At 48.2% G+C, this 16,037-nt stretch carries 9 protein-coding genes; all 9 read right to left on the bottom strand.

Annotation, left to right across the window (positions count from 1 at the left end; all coding sequences use genetic code 11):
* Positions 1-21: 21 nt before the first annotated feature.
* The gene (locus IRJ25_RS10045; RefSeq protein WP_074037653.1) at positions 22-1,053 is read right to left on the bottom strand and encodes a class I SAM-dependent methyltransferase; all 1,032 of its coding nucleotides are present in this window, start codon (positions 1,051-1,053) and stop codon (positions 22-24) included.
* A 100-nt stretch (positions 1,054-1,153) separates the two neighbouring features.
* Positions 1,154-1,537 (bottom strand): YisL family protein, encoded by a 384-nt coding sequence (locus IRJ25_RS10050; protein WP_015880968.1) that lies wholly within the window; start codon positions 1,535-1,537, stop codon positions 1,154-1,156.
* A 113-nt stretch (positions 1,538-1,650) separates the two neighbouring features.
* A complete protein-coding gene (locus IRJ25_RS10055; RefSeq protein WP_214691225.1) occupies positions 1,651-4,209 on the bottom strand; it encodes a sensor histidine kinase in 2,559 nt (852 codons plus the stop codon).
* Positions 4,206-4,568 (bottom strand): response regulator, encoded by a 363-nt coding sequence (locus tag IRJ25_RS10060; protein WP_015880966.1) that lies wholly within the window; start codon positions 4,566-4,568, stop codon positions 4,206-4,208. Before IRJ25_RS10060 ends, IRJ25_RS10055 begins: the two co-directional genes overlap by 4 nt.
* 133 nt (positions 4,569-4,701) lie before the next feature.
* On the bottom strand, positions 4,702-6,573 hold the full coding sequence (locus IRJ25_RS10065; protein ID WP_078146438.1) for an ABC transporter ATP-binding protein: 1,872 nt from the start codon (positions 6,571-6,573) through the stop codon (positions 4,702-4,704).
* Entirely contained in the window at positions 6,570-8,294 is a 1,725-nt protein-coding gene (locus IRJ25_RS10070) for an ABC transporter ATP-binding protein (protein ID WP_269318218.1), read from the bottom strand. The genes IRJ25_RS10065 and IRJ25_RS10070 overlap by 4 nt, the downstream gene beginning before the upstream one ends.
* Positions 8,287-8,769, bottom strand: a complete 483-nt coding sequence (locus IRJ25_RS10075) for a MarR family winged helix-turn-helix transcriptional regulator (RefSeq protein ID WP_074037656.1) — start codon at positions 8,767-8,769, stop codon at positions 8,287-8,289. The genes IRJ25_RS10070 and IRJ25_RS10075 overlap by 8 nt, the downstream gene beginning before the upstream one ends.
* Positions 8,770-8,938: 169 nt before the next feature.
* Complete coding sequence (gene addA / locus IRJ25_RS10080; RefSeq protein ID WP_441316665.1) at positions 8,939-12,550, bottom strand: helicase-exonuclease AddAB subunit AddA; 3,612 nt, start codon at positions 12,548-12,550, stop codon at positions 8,939-8,941.
* Entirely contained in the window at positions 12,534-15,971 is a 3,438-nt protein-coding gene (addB, locus tag IRJ25_RS10085; protein ID WP_214782221.1) for a helicase-exonuclease AddAB subunit AddB, read from the bottom strand. The genes addA and addB overlap by 17 nt, the downstream gene beginning before the upstream one ends.
* Positions 15,972-16,037: the final 66 nt, after the last annotated feature.

Consider the following 16,037-nt stretch of genomic DNA (forward strand, 5'->3'; position numbering starts at 1 on the left):
TAGGAATGACGGGAGACAAGTTCAATTTTGAATCGGTTGATTGAGCAGGTTCGTCTTTCCTCGCTCAGCGATGACGATATACCAAGAACCTTCCGGAATGAATGGGATGAAGCGGATTTGATCAAAACCTACTTCTTGCATCTGCCGGCGCAATCGTGGAATGGTCGGAAGCGGGTACAGATTATCGTGGAGTGTCATGAACGCATTGAACGCGGAAGCGAATCGTCCACCGAGCGCTGTTTCGGCGAGCGGGGTCACGAGAATGGCGACACCCTTTTCTTCTAAACGCTCCCGTAGTCTCTCAAGCAACTTGATACGTTCTTCTGGTGAGAAGTAATACAGCATATTGTTCATCATCACCGCATCGAATTGCTCTTCTGTTTCCCAGTTCATGAAGTCAGCTACTTCGAAATGAATGTCGCCACTCTCGTCTCGCGAGCGTGCCTCTTCGATTACCTCTTCCTCTAAATCGATGCCTGTCAGTTCCCAACTCGGTTCGAGCGCTTGGAGTTTACGTAAGTAGCCGCCGTGCCCACATCCAATATCGAGCATCGATTCGACATTTGCCTGTCGTAAAAGTTGTTGCACGATTGGAAATGCGACCGTTTCGACGAGTGTCGATGTCTTCGCGACGACTTGACCGTGTTCAGCTCCATCAAACGTCTTTTGCTTCCCAGACTCTAGAAATTCCGGATAAGCGATTAACGCGGGGATATGAAGCTCCATCATTTCTTGAAGCATGAACCCGATGCTCCGTTCATCGTTACCGGATAATTGATATTTTAATCCACGCGTCGGATAGTAGCGCCAGCCTCTCTTTTTCAAATGACGGACGGCGACCCCGACTTCTAACCAACGCTCTAGCGCAAGTTGTGTCAATGGGCGTTTTAGACGTAAATTCATCTCCGCCATGCTCGCGCCACCTTGAAGCGCATCGAATAGTCCGAACTTGTAGCCGATATAGCCGTGCCATAAGGGTAAAAATGATTCAGTTTGTTTCATCCATTTCCGTGCGTGTAAAACTCGTGTCCATTCCATCATCTGTTGATCCATCGTTTCACCTCATCGTCGTAATTACTGATTTTTTTATTTTCCCCTAATAATTTGTGTACAAACAAAAAAATCCCACTTCGGTGTGCGAAGTGGGAACGTCTTATTGAATAAAGCTGTTGAAGAAAGATTGTCCATAAGGCAATGCATAGCCGATGAAAATCGTAATGAGTGCCAAGACGATAAACCCGCCAAATAGTCCGTTTGACGGTTTTTTCTTTTTGACTTTGACGAGCGTCATCTCACCGAAGATCAAAGTTAATAAACCGACCGTGATTTTCACGTGATAGAATGTCCCGCCACCATTCAACTGAAGGTAGAGATAAAGTCCTGTTCCGAATGCGATGAGTAACATGAGTCGAAACGCCATATGTGCGATCTTTCCACTCTTGTTGCCGTTCTTATAACCGATATAGGCCACGGCAAACAAAATAAGTAACAAAATCCAGCTCGTAACGTGCGTGTGCAAGAATGCAATCAGTGGCATTCAAATGCCCCCCTTTATGATGTTGTACAGTCTTCATTGTACACGAACTCTCTCCCGATTGGTCAAGCGAACGATTCTAAAAAATGAGCCATCCTCAAGGGATGGCCCATACATTATACAGGAGTCGTCTCTGCCTCTTGGACAGCGTACTCATAGCTTGGGATTTCAACGATGAACGTCGAGCCCTCATGCTGAATCGATTCTACATGGATTTGGCCGTTGTGACCACGGACGATTTCCTGACAAATCGGTAATCCGAGTCCCGTACCGCCGATTTCACGACTGTCGGAGTTGTCGACACGATAAAACTTATCAAATAAGCGATCGAGCGCGTCACTTGGAATCCCGATTCCTTCGTCCTTCACTTTAATGGACACGATTTGCTCGTGATGCGCAAGTTCGACCGTGATTTTTCCACCTCTTGGAGAATACTTCACGGCGTTCGACAATAGATTACTCATCAACTGTTTGAACTTCTGGCAATCGACGAATAATTCATATGGACGTGCATCATCTGCAATCAATTCGAATTCATGTTTCAACGACGATGCCTCATAGAACGTCAACATGTCTCGGACGACCGGCTCGATATCAAGCTGTTCCCGGTCATACATTTGACTACCGGATTCCATTCGTTGCACATCGAGGAAGTCGTTGACGAGATGTGTCAGACGCTCCGTCTCGGAGTGAATGGTCTCCAAGTATTTAGCTTGTTTTTCATTCGGCAACTGTTTTTTGACCATCAATTCCGTGAATCCATAGATGGACGAGAGCGGCGTACGCAGTTCATGCGAGATGGTTGAGATAAACTCACTCTTCAATCGCTCCGCCTCTGTTTCACTCGTGATATCTCGGAAGACGAGAAGCGTACCTTTTGAAAGTCCGCCGACAATGATGCGCTCTGCATACATCTGCAAGTTCATTTCGCCCTTACGAATCGAGAAGCTTACACTGTCATGTGGGAAATCTTCGGTGAACAGGCGATTCGTATACTTCGTAAAGTCCTCCGCTTGATCGACCGTTTCAACAAGACGATTCCGCCATTCTTCCCACGTTTCTTCTTCAAGGTCTTGTGAACTGACGTCACTTAACTCAGGGAACATCTCATAGAGTGGACGGTTGACGAACACGTCATTCGTCGAGTGGTCGATGTAGACGACCGCTTCTCGAATCGAATCGAGAATTCGCTCCGTCTTTCCTTTCTCACGTTTCATCTCTTCAAATAGACGCATCCGTAAGAGAGAAAGCGAGAGCTGACGAGCGAATGACATGATGTCGCCCATCTGGGTTTGGGTGAAACGATCTTTGTATCGGACCAGATAGATGAAGGCAATGATTGAATCATCTGTCGGGTCATGGACCGGTACCGCCGTCTCAAACATATAGTACGGATACGGGAGCGGATGGTCGCTCGCGACTTGTTTCGACGAGTGTACCGTCGTCTTCAATGTCATCGCGCGCGTCAATACGGAATTTTCGCTATCGAGCAACTGACGAGACAACGTATCGTTCAAGCCGTGGCTCGTCACGCGATACGTACCCGCTTCATCCACGAAAACGAGTGCACCGACCTCTGAATCTGTAATCGTGACCAGTTTCTCAATGATTTCCGGATAGGCCGTAAGCGAATCGCGTGACGCTAACGTCTCCGTCAATTCATTCCGATACGCGAGGTGTTGCTCGTTTTGTTGCGTCTGTTCTAAAATTTCTTCTAGTTCTTGTTGCTGTGCCTGCAATTCTTCTTGTTGGGCAATCAATTCTTCTTGTTGCGCCTGTAGTTCGTGGTTCTTCTCAATCAAATGACGTTCGTTGTCACGAAGTGTCTCAGCCATCTTATGGAACGATCGAGACATCGTCCCAATCTCATCTTCTCGTTTCATCTGATCGCTCAAATCAACGATTTCCCCTTTTAACAAGCGGTTCGATGCGATGGAAAGTCGTGAAATCAAACGTGTTTGACGGCGTAGGAACGGCTGGACAAACAATAAGATCAATACGGCGAACGAGGCGATGCTCATGATCCACAAGAATTGAAGCATATTGTTGTTCTGTCGCCATTCAGCGTAGACGGCCTCTTTTTCAGATGCCATCAACTCACGATATTCTCCGAGGGCAGACTCTACCTCATCAATCGGTCCGAGGATGTCGATTCCACGTTGTGGATTAAATTGGACGAGTCCTTGATCAATCAAGCGCTGAGCCGTCGGCAACTCGGCAATCGTTTGAGCATCGATAAACGTCTCTGTGACTTCCCCATCTTGTTGCGCTTGGGCATATTCATACGTCACCGGAATGATCACATCATAGTAAAAGTCGTGGAACTGCTGAAGATCTTCTGCGAACAGCTCACCTTGACGCGTCTGGACTTGTGTTTTGAACCAATTGATTTCTTGTTGAAACTTCGCCTCGTTCGCACTTGAACGTTCGAGCGACGCGGTGTCACCGAACAAGAGATAGCCTCGTGTATCATATTGGTCAGCCTGCCACTCATCCCAAAGCGTAGTCAAACGGTTAACGCGTTCGTCTAACTGACGTAATCTCGCTTCATTCGCCTCTAAGCGGTTCTCGATGTAGACATATGTCAATGCCGATCCGACCAACGCAATGACGAGGAAGGAATAAAGGACGACCATGATGTCGCGTCCGAGTTTTTGTTTAAACCACCTTTTCACTTCACGATGCCTCCTATGATTTTGACGAGTTCAAGTGGGCTGAACGGTTTAGAAATGAAGTAGTCGACACCAATCTCGTTCGCGCAATCACGGTCAGATTGTTGGCTTTTCGCCGTCAACATCATCACTTTCGTCTCTTGCCGCCCTGGTAACTTCCGTACTTTTTCAATCACTTCAAGCCCTGTCATGCCGGGCATCATATGATCCACAATGACCAAATCATATTCATTTTCTTCAATCAATCGATAGGCCTCAATTCCATCTTGTGCCTCGTCGATGTCATATCCTTCATCTTCTAATGTATCCATAACAAGCATGCGTAGCACTTCTTCGTCTTCCGCAAGTAAGATTTTAACCATAATTGTTCCTCCATTTTTTATCCCATTTTTTTATTTTAACGGATTTGTAATTGTTACACAAAATAAAAAGACGTACGAAACTCATCTCGTACGTCTTTTGCCTAATCACATTGCCCCAAAACCTGTATTCTAGTTATACGACTTCTTTTTCAGCGAACTGACTATTGTAAAGTTCTTCATAAAAACCACCAGCTTCAAGAAGCGATTCATGTGTTCCTTGCTCAATGACCCGACCTTGGTCCATAACCAAAATCAAATCCGCATCTTTGATGGTCGATAAACGGTGAGCGATGACGAAACTCGTCCGCCCGTTCATCAGCCGTTTCATCGCCTGTTGAATCAAAATCTCAGTACGCGTATCCACACTCGACGTTGCTTCGTCTAAAATCATAATCGGTGGGTTCGCCAATACTGCTCGCGCAATCGTCAGTAACTGTTTTTGACCTTGTGAAATGTTATTGGCCTCTTCATTCAACACGGTGTCGTATCCGTCTGGCAATGTTCGAATGAATGCATCCGCATGCGCCGTTTTCGCCGCGTTGACGATTTCCGTCTCAGTCGCACCCGTTTTCCCATAGGCGATGTTATCACGAATCGTCCCGTTGAATAGCCACGTGTCCTGTAAGACCATTCCGAACGTATGTCGCAAATCTTGTCTCGACATTTTACGCGAGTCTTTCCCATCGATGAATATCTCTCCACCATTCAACTCATAAAAACGCATGAGGAGATTAATCAACGTCGTTTTGCCGGCGCCTGTCGGACCGACGATGGCCACCGTTTGGCCCGTCAACACATCGAGATTCATATCTTGAATGAGTAGGTCGTCGCCGTATCCGAAATCGACATGACGGAACGTGACATTTCCTTCGGCACGTTCTAATTGATAGGTCGTCACATCTTTCACTTCTTCTTCTTCATCCAGCAGTTCAAATACACGTTCCGCCGCGGCAACCGTCGACTGGACGATGTTTGCGATATTCGCTGTCTGGGTGATTGGTTGGGTGAACTGACGTGTATATGTGATAAACGCTTGAATGTCCCCGATGGAGATGCTGCGCTGCGTGACCAAAATACCGCCGACGACACTAATCAATACATAGCTGATGTTCCCGATGAACATCGTCATCGGCATGATGATTCCGGAAATGAATTGCGCTTTCCGTCCTGCATCGTAAAGCTCCTCATTCACATCGTCAAACTCACGCACAGCTGTCTCTTCCCGACCAAACGCTTTGACGACCGCGTGCCCTGTATACATTTCTTCCACATGGCCGTTCAGTCGTCCAAGGTGACGCTGTTGATCGGAAAAATATTGTTGCGACCGTTTCAAAATCGGACGAATCGCAAAGATCGTGAGCGGAAGGGACACAAGAGAGATGACCGTCAACAGAGGACTGATCGACAGCATCATAATCAAAATCCCAATGATGGTGACGATGGAAGTAATGAATGACGTGACACTCTGTTGTAGCGTACTCCCAATCAAGTCGATGTCATTCGTCACCCGGCTCAATGTCTCCCCGTTCGAGCGTCCGTCATAATACTTGAGCGGAAGTCGTTCTAACTTTTTGTTCACGTCTTCGCGCAAATCATAGACCGTTTTTTGGGCAACACCGGACATCAAATATTGTTGCACGTAGTTGAATAGACTACTGATGACGTAAAGGCCAGCGAGGAGCGACAAAATTTGTCCGATTCTCGTGAAATCAATTTCTGCCCCTGGCACACCTGTAAACTTCGCATATGCCCCTTCAAACAGTTCGGTGATGGCGATTCCCATGATTTTCGGACCGGCAATCATAAAGATTGTACTTAAAATCGCCGCGACAAACACAGCAATCAACGTGTTTCGCCGTGGTTTCAAATAGGCAAGCAAACGACGGAACGTGACTTTGAATGCTTTTGGCTTTTCGCCCATCATCATCATATTTCCACCGCCCGGACCTCCTGGACCGCCGTGTCCTCCATGAGTTTGTCGCGTATTTGCTTGTTTCTCACTCATGCGATTTCCTCCTCAGACAATTGCGATTTCACGATTTCTTGATAGACCGCATTCGTCGCAAATAATTCCTCATGTGTCCCGACTCCGGCAACGGCTCCTTCTTCTAGAACGATGATTCGGTCGGCGTCCATGATCGTGCTGACACGTTGTGCAACAATCAGTACCGTCGCATCTTTCGTCTCCTCCTTCAATGCTTTACGAAGGGCGGCATCCGTTTTAAAATCAAGTGCCGAGAAACTGTCGTCGAATACATATAAATCCGGTTTCCGAACGAGAGCTCGCGCAATCGACAGACGCTGTTTTTGACCACCCGACACGTTTGACCCACCTTGTTCGATCACAGCCTCATATCGGTCTGGCATCTTCTCGATAAAGTCACTTGCCTGCGCGATGGATGCGGCATGAACGACTTCTTCCACTGTTGCATCGGTCTTCCCATATCGAATGTTCTCAGCAATCGTACCTGTGAACAGCAACGCCTTTTGTGGAACGAACCCGATTTTCGAACGAAGTGCCTCTTGTGGGACCGCTTGGACATCAACACCATTCACGCGAATTGTCCCCGACGTCACATCGTAAAATCTTGGAATCAGATTGACGAGTGTCGATTTACCTGACCCCGTACCCCCAATCACCGCTGTGACCTCACCTGGATTCGCTGAAAAACTCACATCGGATAGCGCTGGTTCTTCAGCACCCGGATAATAGAAGGTCACGTGATCAAATACGAGTGTCCCTTGCTCAATGTCCGCAGTCTTTGTCCCGTCATCAATCAGTGAAGGTTTCATCTCGAGCACTTCGTTGATCCGGTTGGCAGACACAGAAGCCCGAGGAACCATGATGAACATGACTGATGCCATGACGAGCGCGAACATGATTTGCATGACGTATTGAATGAACGCCATCAAATCTCCGATTTGCATCGCACCGTTATCAATCCGAACCCCTCCGAACCAAATGACGCCGACAACCGTCAAGTTCATCACGAGCATCATGACCGGCATGAGGAACGCCATGATTTGGTTCACTTTGATTGAGACGTCCGTCAACCGTTCATTCGCCTTCGTCAATCGAACCTGTTCTTCTTTTTCACGGTTGAAAGCTCGGATGACACGGATGCCCGTCAGATTTTCTCGGAGAACAAGATTGAGCCGGTCCAATCGATTCTGTACCTTTTTAAACAACGGCATCGCCTTCCAAAAAATGAGGAAGATCGAGATGACGAGTACCGGCATTGCGGCAACAATGACAAGAGACAACGTCGCATCCTTCGAGGTCGCCATGATCAATCCACCGACAAACATGATCGGCGCACTCACAACCATTCGTAGCATCATGATGATGACCTGTTGCACTTGCGTGATGTCGTTTGTCGTCCTTGTGATGAGCGAAGCCGTCCCGACACGATCGAACTCTTCAAGCGAGAAGCGTTCCACATGATTGAACACACGTCTTCGTAAGTCACGACCAAATCCCATCGCCGCCTTTGAAGAATAAAAACTGGCCACAATAGCAGCAAGTGCTCCAAGTCCCGTCACACCAAGCATGATTCCGCCCATTTGCCAAATGTAGCCGGTATCGCCCGTCACGACCCCATTATCGATAATGTCCGCCATCAACGTCGGTAAAAATAAATCTGCTAACGACTGCGCGAACACAAACAATAAAACCATCAGAACAGCCCATTTATAAGTAACGAGACGTTTCAATAACTTAATCATGTCGACACACTCCTTCACAATCTGTGAGCCCTTCATTCAATCCATCCGCAATATGTTGATGGGCTGTAAGCATATGATGATACGTATCCTGATCGAGACGAGACAAAATTTGATTCAATTGATATTCCGTCCCTTCTTCTTGTCGCTCAATCTCCTCAATCAAGCGTTTACCTGATTGGTCAATGGTCAACACAACTTCTCGCCGATTATCCGGGTTGATATCCCGACGAATCAATCCTTTCTCCACGAGACCATCTAATGATTGACTTAACGTGCTCTTTGGCATTCTCGTTCGCTGAACCAGTTCCTTTTGCGTAATCGCACCCTGTTCATTCAACATCATCAGACCGTGCAGTTGAGGTAATGTGAGATCGTTTTGTTGCGCCGTCTGATGCATGAGACGAATCAGGACACGCTGCACACGCCAAAATGATTGCATCATCTCCCGTGCCCGATTTGTATTTGTCTCGGTCATTCTTATTCACTCCTTTATCGTTCCGAATCGAATTGTTCTAAACGGAACAATTCTTTATATAAAATAAATTACTCCTCTCCAACTCGATTGTCAACGAAATCGAATGTGAATTTGCACATAGAAAAAGAGCGATGTCCTATAGCTGACATCGCTCTTCATTTATTCACATTTATTTAGTCGACACGGTCACGATTTCCTGCAGATCAAGCGAATAAATCAAAGTTCGCTCGACCCGAATATTCCAGATCGTCTCAATCGCCTCTCGATATAATTGTAGTTGAATCGCATATCGATCTCGCAATCGCTCATGTGCCTCTTCCCGGGAATCGGATAGATGCGTGACAGCATCCGATTTATAATCGAGAAGCACATACGAATCCCCATCGAAATACAGACAATCGATAATCCCTTGGATCAAGACATGCTCATCCGTAAAGTGTCCATCCGGATTGACGCGTTCGGCCGGCACCGTGTAGGTGAAAGGTAGCTCTCGCCATGCCGTCCCTCGCTCTAGTGCACCAGCGAGCGCTTGACCGACTTCTGTTTGGAAAAACATCTCGATATCCGGGATGGCGAGGCGTGCCGTCTCTGCCTCGATCGGACTGAGCATCCCTTGCATTTCCCATTGATTGATTTGGTCGACAATCGGTTGGTTCGGGTCAGCCAGTTGGAAAATCAAGTGTAACGTCGTCCCGCGTTCCGCACCGGTCTGTTTGACTTGACGCCATTTCGGTTCCCGATAAGGGGTATCGACCGGACGTACCGGATCTTCGAAAGCGGCCTGTTCGAGTTGCATCGCCCGCTTCAGTTCGGTCACCGTCTGTTTCGCCGCCGTACGTACCGCATCCTGTGCAGGGTATTCGTAGGTCAAAGCTTGTTGTACGGCACGAATCGTCTCTTCTTCATTTTGAATCGGAAAATCGATTGCTTCAAATCGTTGGACGTGGTGCAACTGTGCCATCATCTCTTGTAGAGTCGCAATCTCCGCAAGGTCCGCTTCTCCGATGACACGATAAATCCATGAAGTCGATTCTTGGAAAGTAGAGGGAACCGTGAAGCCGAATGATTCGATAAACGAAGTGGCACTCGGAAGGCGTAAAAGCGCCGGTGCAATCCAATCGAGATACGTTTTTGCCTCTCGCCTCGCCTCACTCGCCAATAAATCTCCAGATTGACCGACCTGAAGCCACTGCTGAAGGTGTTTGAGTGGTTCGCCTACCGTTCCCACGAGAATCAATTTTTCTTTCGCACGTGTCAAGGCCACGTAAAGCACGCGCATCTCTTCTGCTTTCATCGTCGCATCTAAATCTCGTCGAATCATCTCTTTCACGAACGTCTCCGATTTCGTACGTGTCACGACGTCAATCGCATCGAGTGAGATGCCGTACTGTTTGTGGAAAATGACACGTTGCATTTGATCGCGTTTATTAAATTGTTTTCCGAGTTGGGCAACAATCGTGACCGGAAACTCAAGTCCTTTCGACTTGTGCACGGTCATGATACGAACGACGTTTTCCTCGTCCCCGAGCGACCGCGCCTCTGACAAATCTTCACCAGTATCCTGTAGTCGGTCCATCACACGTAAGAAGCGATAAAGACCTCGATAGCCACTACGCTCATAGGCTAGGGCCCGGTCATAAAGTGCCTTCAAGTTTTCCTGCCGCCCTTTTCCTCCAGGTAATCCCCCTGAGAAGTCATAAAACCCGGTGTCATTGAATAACTGTTGAATCAATTCCGACAGGCTATGATTTCGTGCATAAGTACGCCAACGGGAGAGGCGGTCAAGCATCTCGCCACATTTTACGCCAAGCTCATCATCGTCATCCGCTTTCGCCTTGAGCGCCTCATAGAAAGAATCTTCTGATTCAAGTCGAATCCGTGCCAACTCGCTATCATCAAAACGGAACATCGGGGAGCGCAGCGCACCGGCAAGTGGGATGTCTTGAAGTGGATTATCAATCACTTTCAAAAGTGCCAGGATCATCCGAATCTCGGTCGCTTGAAAATACCCGCCATCCGAGTCGGTGTAGGCCGGAATATTGTACTGTGTCAAAATGTCCATCAATTGCTCCACACGTTCTTTTTTCGAACGAACGAGAATCACGATATCCCGATATTCACAGTTTCGGAGTTGACCAGTTGATTCATCCGTCACTTTAAACGGTTCGTCTCCCGATACGAGTTCTAAGATGCGAGTAGCGATCGCCCGCCCTTCTACTTCTTGCTTCGATAACTCACGACTCGCGCCATCGACTAAAATAAACTCAGGGTCCGCCGGAATCGGTTCATACTCACGTCCAGGAACAAGTTGTGCCGCCTCATCATATGCGATTTCGCCGACCTCTTCGTCCATGAGCTGGACGAACAAATCATTGATCCCGTAGAGGACTTCGGAACGACTTCGGAAATTTTGAGAGAGGTCGATCCGTTTCCCTGTGTTCGCCTGTCTAAAGCGTGTCGCCTTATCGATGAAAAGACCCGGTTCTGCATGGCGGAATCGATAAATCGATTGTTTGATGTCGCCCACCATAAATAAATTCCCGATTTCCTCTCGTTCGTTTGCGACCAAGTTGATGATTGTTTCTTGAATCTCGTTCGTATCTTGGTATTCATCAACGAGTACCTCAGCGAAACGTTCCTTATAGAGCGCTGCAACATCGGACGGTCCCCCGTCTTGTCGTAAAATGGCGAGCGCATAATGTTCCAAGTCACTGAAATCGACAAAGGCACGGTCGCGCTTCGCCTGCTCATAGGCTTGGGCGAACGCACGGACGGTTCGAACGAGTGTTTCAACGAGCGGTTGTTGCATCGAGACGCTCTCTAATAAGTCCGCCCCACTGACCCGAGCCTGTTCGACCGCTGCCGTCAATTTTTTCTTCGCTTGGTCGTAAGCCGGTTTGAGGACCTCGTGGTAAATCTGGTGCTCTTCTTTCTTCGGAACAGCCTTCATCGTGCCAAACTTCATCGCACGAGCCGCCGTCTCGAGTTCACTCCAGACAATGGTCTCCCCTTCAAGTTGTTCGAACGGAAAAATTGCTTGCTGGATGTTTTCAGACTGTGGCTCATACCCTGCGACCCGAAGCTCCGCTTCAAGTTTCCGAAGATCTCGTACGGCTTTTTCGATGTCATGCCACAGCATCTGTCCAAACTCAATCAGGATTGCTTCCTCATCAGGATCTTCTCCGAACGTGTACATGGATACGAGATGATCTAAATAAGCATCAGGGTTTGGGAGAGTACGCGCATAGTGATATAAGCCAAGAATCAAATCCTCGATTTCGCTGTCACCCCGGTCTGACGTATACGCATCGACAAGAGCGAAGAAATCGGTATCTTGTTTCCCGTACTCTTCCTCAAGCACTTCTTCTAAGACGTCATCCTGCAAGAGGACGAGGTCTCGTTCTTCCGCAATCTTGAACGCGGGATCCAAATCTAACAGGTAGTAGTTCTCACGAATCACCTCTAGACAAAATGAATGGATGGTCGTGATGAGCGCCCGGTTCAACATTTGTCGCTGATTTCGGACATATTCATTTGTCGGGTCGTCGCGCAACGCCTCTTCAAGCGCCTTTGCGATTCGTCGTTTCATCTCTGCCGCTGCCGCGTTCGTAAAGGTGACAACGAGCATCCGGTCTGCCGTGAGTTCATCCGTTTCGTCAAGCAATCGACTAGACAACCGCTCGACAAGAACTGCCGTCTTTCCGGACCCTGCCGCAGCCGAGACGAGCACGTGACTCCCTCTTGCTTCAATCGCGGCGAACTGATCATTCGTCCATTTCACGGTCATCGCCTCCTAACTCCTGAAATACCTCTTCTTTCTCGAGCTTCTTCAATTTACGAGGCGCATTCGAGAGCGCTTCGTCAAAATGACAGACACTCTGATACGGACACGTCTGACACGGGCGCCGTTCTTTATATTCATAAGGTTCTACGTCAATTTTTCCTTTGTACATCTCCTCGGCACTCGCTTTGACGACGTCGAACGCATGGTCCATCAACTGCTCAAGTTGAGGGGGCGTCACAATTTTCTTCAAAGTGTTGGCGTCAGGCGTACCATCTTTTTTATATTTGACCGGAATGACAATTGATTTTTTGGATGAGCCTTTCGCCGAGCGGTCCATCATCTCTAAAATTTCCGGGTCATCTACTAATAGCCCTTGCATCTGATACGACTCCAATACTTTTTGACGCGTTTCTTCTTCAGAACTAGCAGGTGGAACGAGTGGTCGGTGCACGTGGAAATAGAGCGCCGCAGCAGGTGCGACGTTCTCTTTTGTCCACACCTCTGCCTGCTCAATCAATACCTTCAAATAGATGAGCATCTGCATCGCCAGACCGTAATAAATTTCTGCAAAGTCGACTTCACGTTTACTCGACTTATAGTCGACGATTCGGACGTATAGCTGGTCGTGGACCATCGCAGTGTCCACACGGTCGATTCGACCGACTAGTTCACATGTCGCCCCGTTCGATAATGTGAACGAAACGGGTGGAAATTGTCCGCTGCCGAACGCGAGTTCAAACGCTTCCGGGTCAAAGCCGTCTCGTTTGGATTGTTCAATCAACACTTCTGCCGTCTTACTGACGACGTCCGTCAATTTTTTCTTTAAGTAGGCGTAACGATTCGAACTCATCAAGATGGCATGCTGAATCTCTGGGGTCACGAGCTCGACCGCCTGCTCCGCTAAATGGGAGCACTCGTCAGGAGTGACATCTCGCCATTCCTTTCCGTCCATCTTCACCGTCTGCGACATATGTTCGATGGTCCGGTGATACAGATTCCCGATATCCGGGGCCTCGAGTCGATACAACCGTCGTTCCTTCAGACGCAAGCCATAACTTGCGAAATGTTTGAACGGACAGGCTTGGAATGTCTCGAGACGTGAGACACTCGCCCGAATCGACGGAGTATATAAGGATTTTGCGACACGATCATCCAACGATTCCGGGATGTTTTGATAGAAGAGCGCGCTCGTCAACAACTGGAGACGTTCCCGTCCATCCGGATGCTTCAACAGTTCATTATAGACAGCAAACCACATATCTTGAATCGGATAATGACGACTCAACCGCTGAAGTTCAAGTGCCGTCACCGCCGCCGTCTGATTCACATTCGTCAAGAAGGCGAATTGATCACGTGGTCGGTGCTCACCTGCTTCAGCAAAATGAGTCTTGATGACGTTTTGGTGAAGTCGCGCCTTCAAGTCAGCGATAAACCGCGCCGGCTGAACGGCTTTCCCCGTTCTGTCGACTAGTGCGTAGCTAATGTATAAACGCTCGCTCGGTGCCGTCACAGCTTTGTATAGGTAATACGTTTCATCATCGAACAAGTGCTCTGTCGCCTTACCGGCACGAAGTCCATTCTCATGCATGAAATCCAAATCTTGATCGGTCAACAGTTTCGACTGTGTCGTGACAAGAGGAATTTGATCTTCATTCGCTCCGAGCAGGAAGACGACTTTCTTATCTATCAATCGACCACGCACATAATCCGTTATCGTCAATTGATCAAGCGAAGGTGGGATCAAGGCATAGCGGAGACTATCTAGTCCGGTGTCCATCATCTGGAGGAATAAGTCCGTTGACAACGTCTCTTCCGGAGCTGCGGCTTCTAGCTGCTCGAGCAAGTGCAAAACCGCGTCCCATACTTGAGTATGCTCACGCGCTTCGAGTAGTTCCGCCTCTTCAATCGCCTCATCGCGCCAGTGCGTCAGACAGTCTGATACACCGACACGCTCTAGAAAGGCATACATGGCGTGCGTATAAGCCTGCATCGTCTTCGCCTGTTTTAAATCTGATAGAAATGGATCAAAAGTTTCGATAACACGTTCCCGAGACCGATTCAGCTCAGCCTCAATATCGAGTTCTTCGCTCGTGAGGCGTGCTTCCTCCCCGGAACGACGACGCAACTGCCATTCGTCGTGCCAATGATAATGTTTGATCCCCCGTTCGATAACGAACGCTTCAAGCCGGTCAACGGACGTACGACGATGTACCGGATCGAGGACGACGAGTTCTGTTTTAAGGGCACGGAATACGGACTCTTCTCGATATCCACGTAGAGCGATTTCAATCGTTGCTTTCAACAGTTCGACAAGCGGGTGGTCGAGCATTGGTTGCCGTTCATCAAGGAAATAGGGCAGTCCCATCTTTTGTAGCGCCTGAGATGCCAAATCACCATATTCGTCGAGTGAACGCGATACGAGTGCGATATCCCGATAACGATATCCTTCTTCACGTGTCAGACGAATGACTTCTCGAACGGCCGCCTCCACCTCGACGGTTCGGTCGACTGCGGCATGTAAATCGATTCGGTTCTCTGAACCAGTGTAAGGTTCCGCCGTCAATTGGTCGAATGTAGCCTCTAGATAACGGAGACTCGGATGCGTATAACGATAGACGGTATCATACAGCTTGTCTCGAGAAGGAATCTGCCGTTCTGTCAACAGTTCTTTGAAACGCATGAGTGTCCGCTGCGTCGGTCCAAACAATGGATTTAGACGATACAAGGAGATAGGATCGATTGTCAGCAATACATCGACATCAACCTTCTCTGCGAGTGCAACGAGCACCGCCAACTCCTGCTCTGAAAACTCGTTGAATCCGTCCACATAGACACGCACATCCGTCAAATCTGTTTCCGGAAGGATTTGCAACATGACGTTGAAATAGTCTTCTGCATGAAGTGACTTACCTTCCGTCATCTTTAAAAATCCTTCATAGATGATGGAAAGGTCTTGTAACTTCAAAGCACGGTGCTGCGCCTGTTCGCTTAACCGCAACAAGTGCTCCGGTTCAACAAGCCCTCGCTTCAGCATCGAGATTAATTGGTTCAATTCTTCATAAAATCCGAACTGATTCATCGTACGGCGGAACAAGGTCAATCGTTCTTCGCTCATCTCGACGACCCTTCGTAACAACAAATGGGTCCCCGTCTGGTCTAAGAATTGATCTGTCGCTACACCGGCATCTCGCATCATCAAAAAAGCGAGACGACGCATCGAAAGGACTTGAATGCGCGTCGAACCATGCAAACCATCGACTGTCGCCATTTTCTTTTCCATCTCAAACGACATCTGGTCCGGTACGATCATATAAATCGTCGGCCCGCTCGGGTTTTGTTTCAGTTCTTGAATGACCTCATGGATCATTTGTTCGCTTTTTCCCGTCCCCGATCGACCAACGTGAAAGGTCACTGTCATTTTAGCGAACACTCCTTCCCTTTTTTCTTCATTATGAACCATCCCCGAGCATTTGTAGAGGGAAAC

It is taken from the genome of Exiguobacterium sp. KJ 601, from assembly GCF_027161185.1.
Lineage (GTDB): Bacteria > Bacillota > Bacilli > Exiguobacteriales > Exiguobacteriaceae > Exiguobacterium > Exiguobacterium profundum.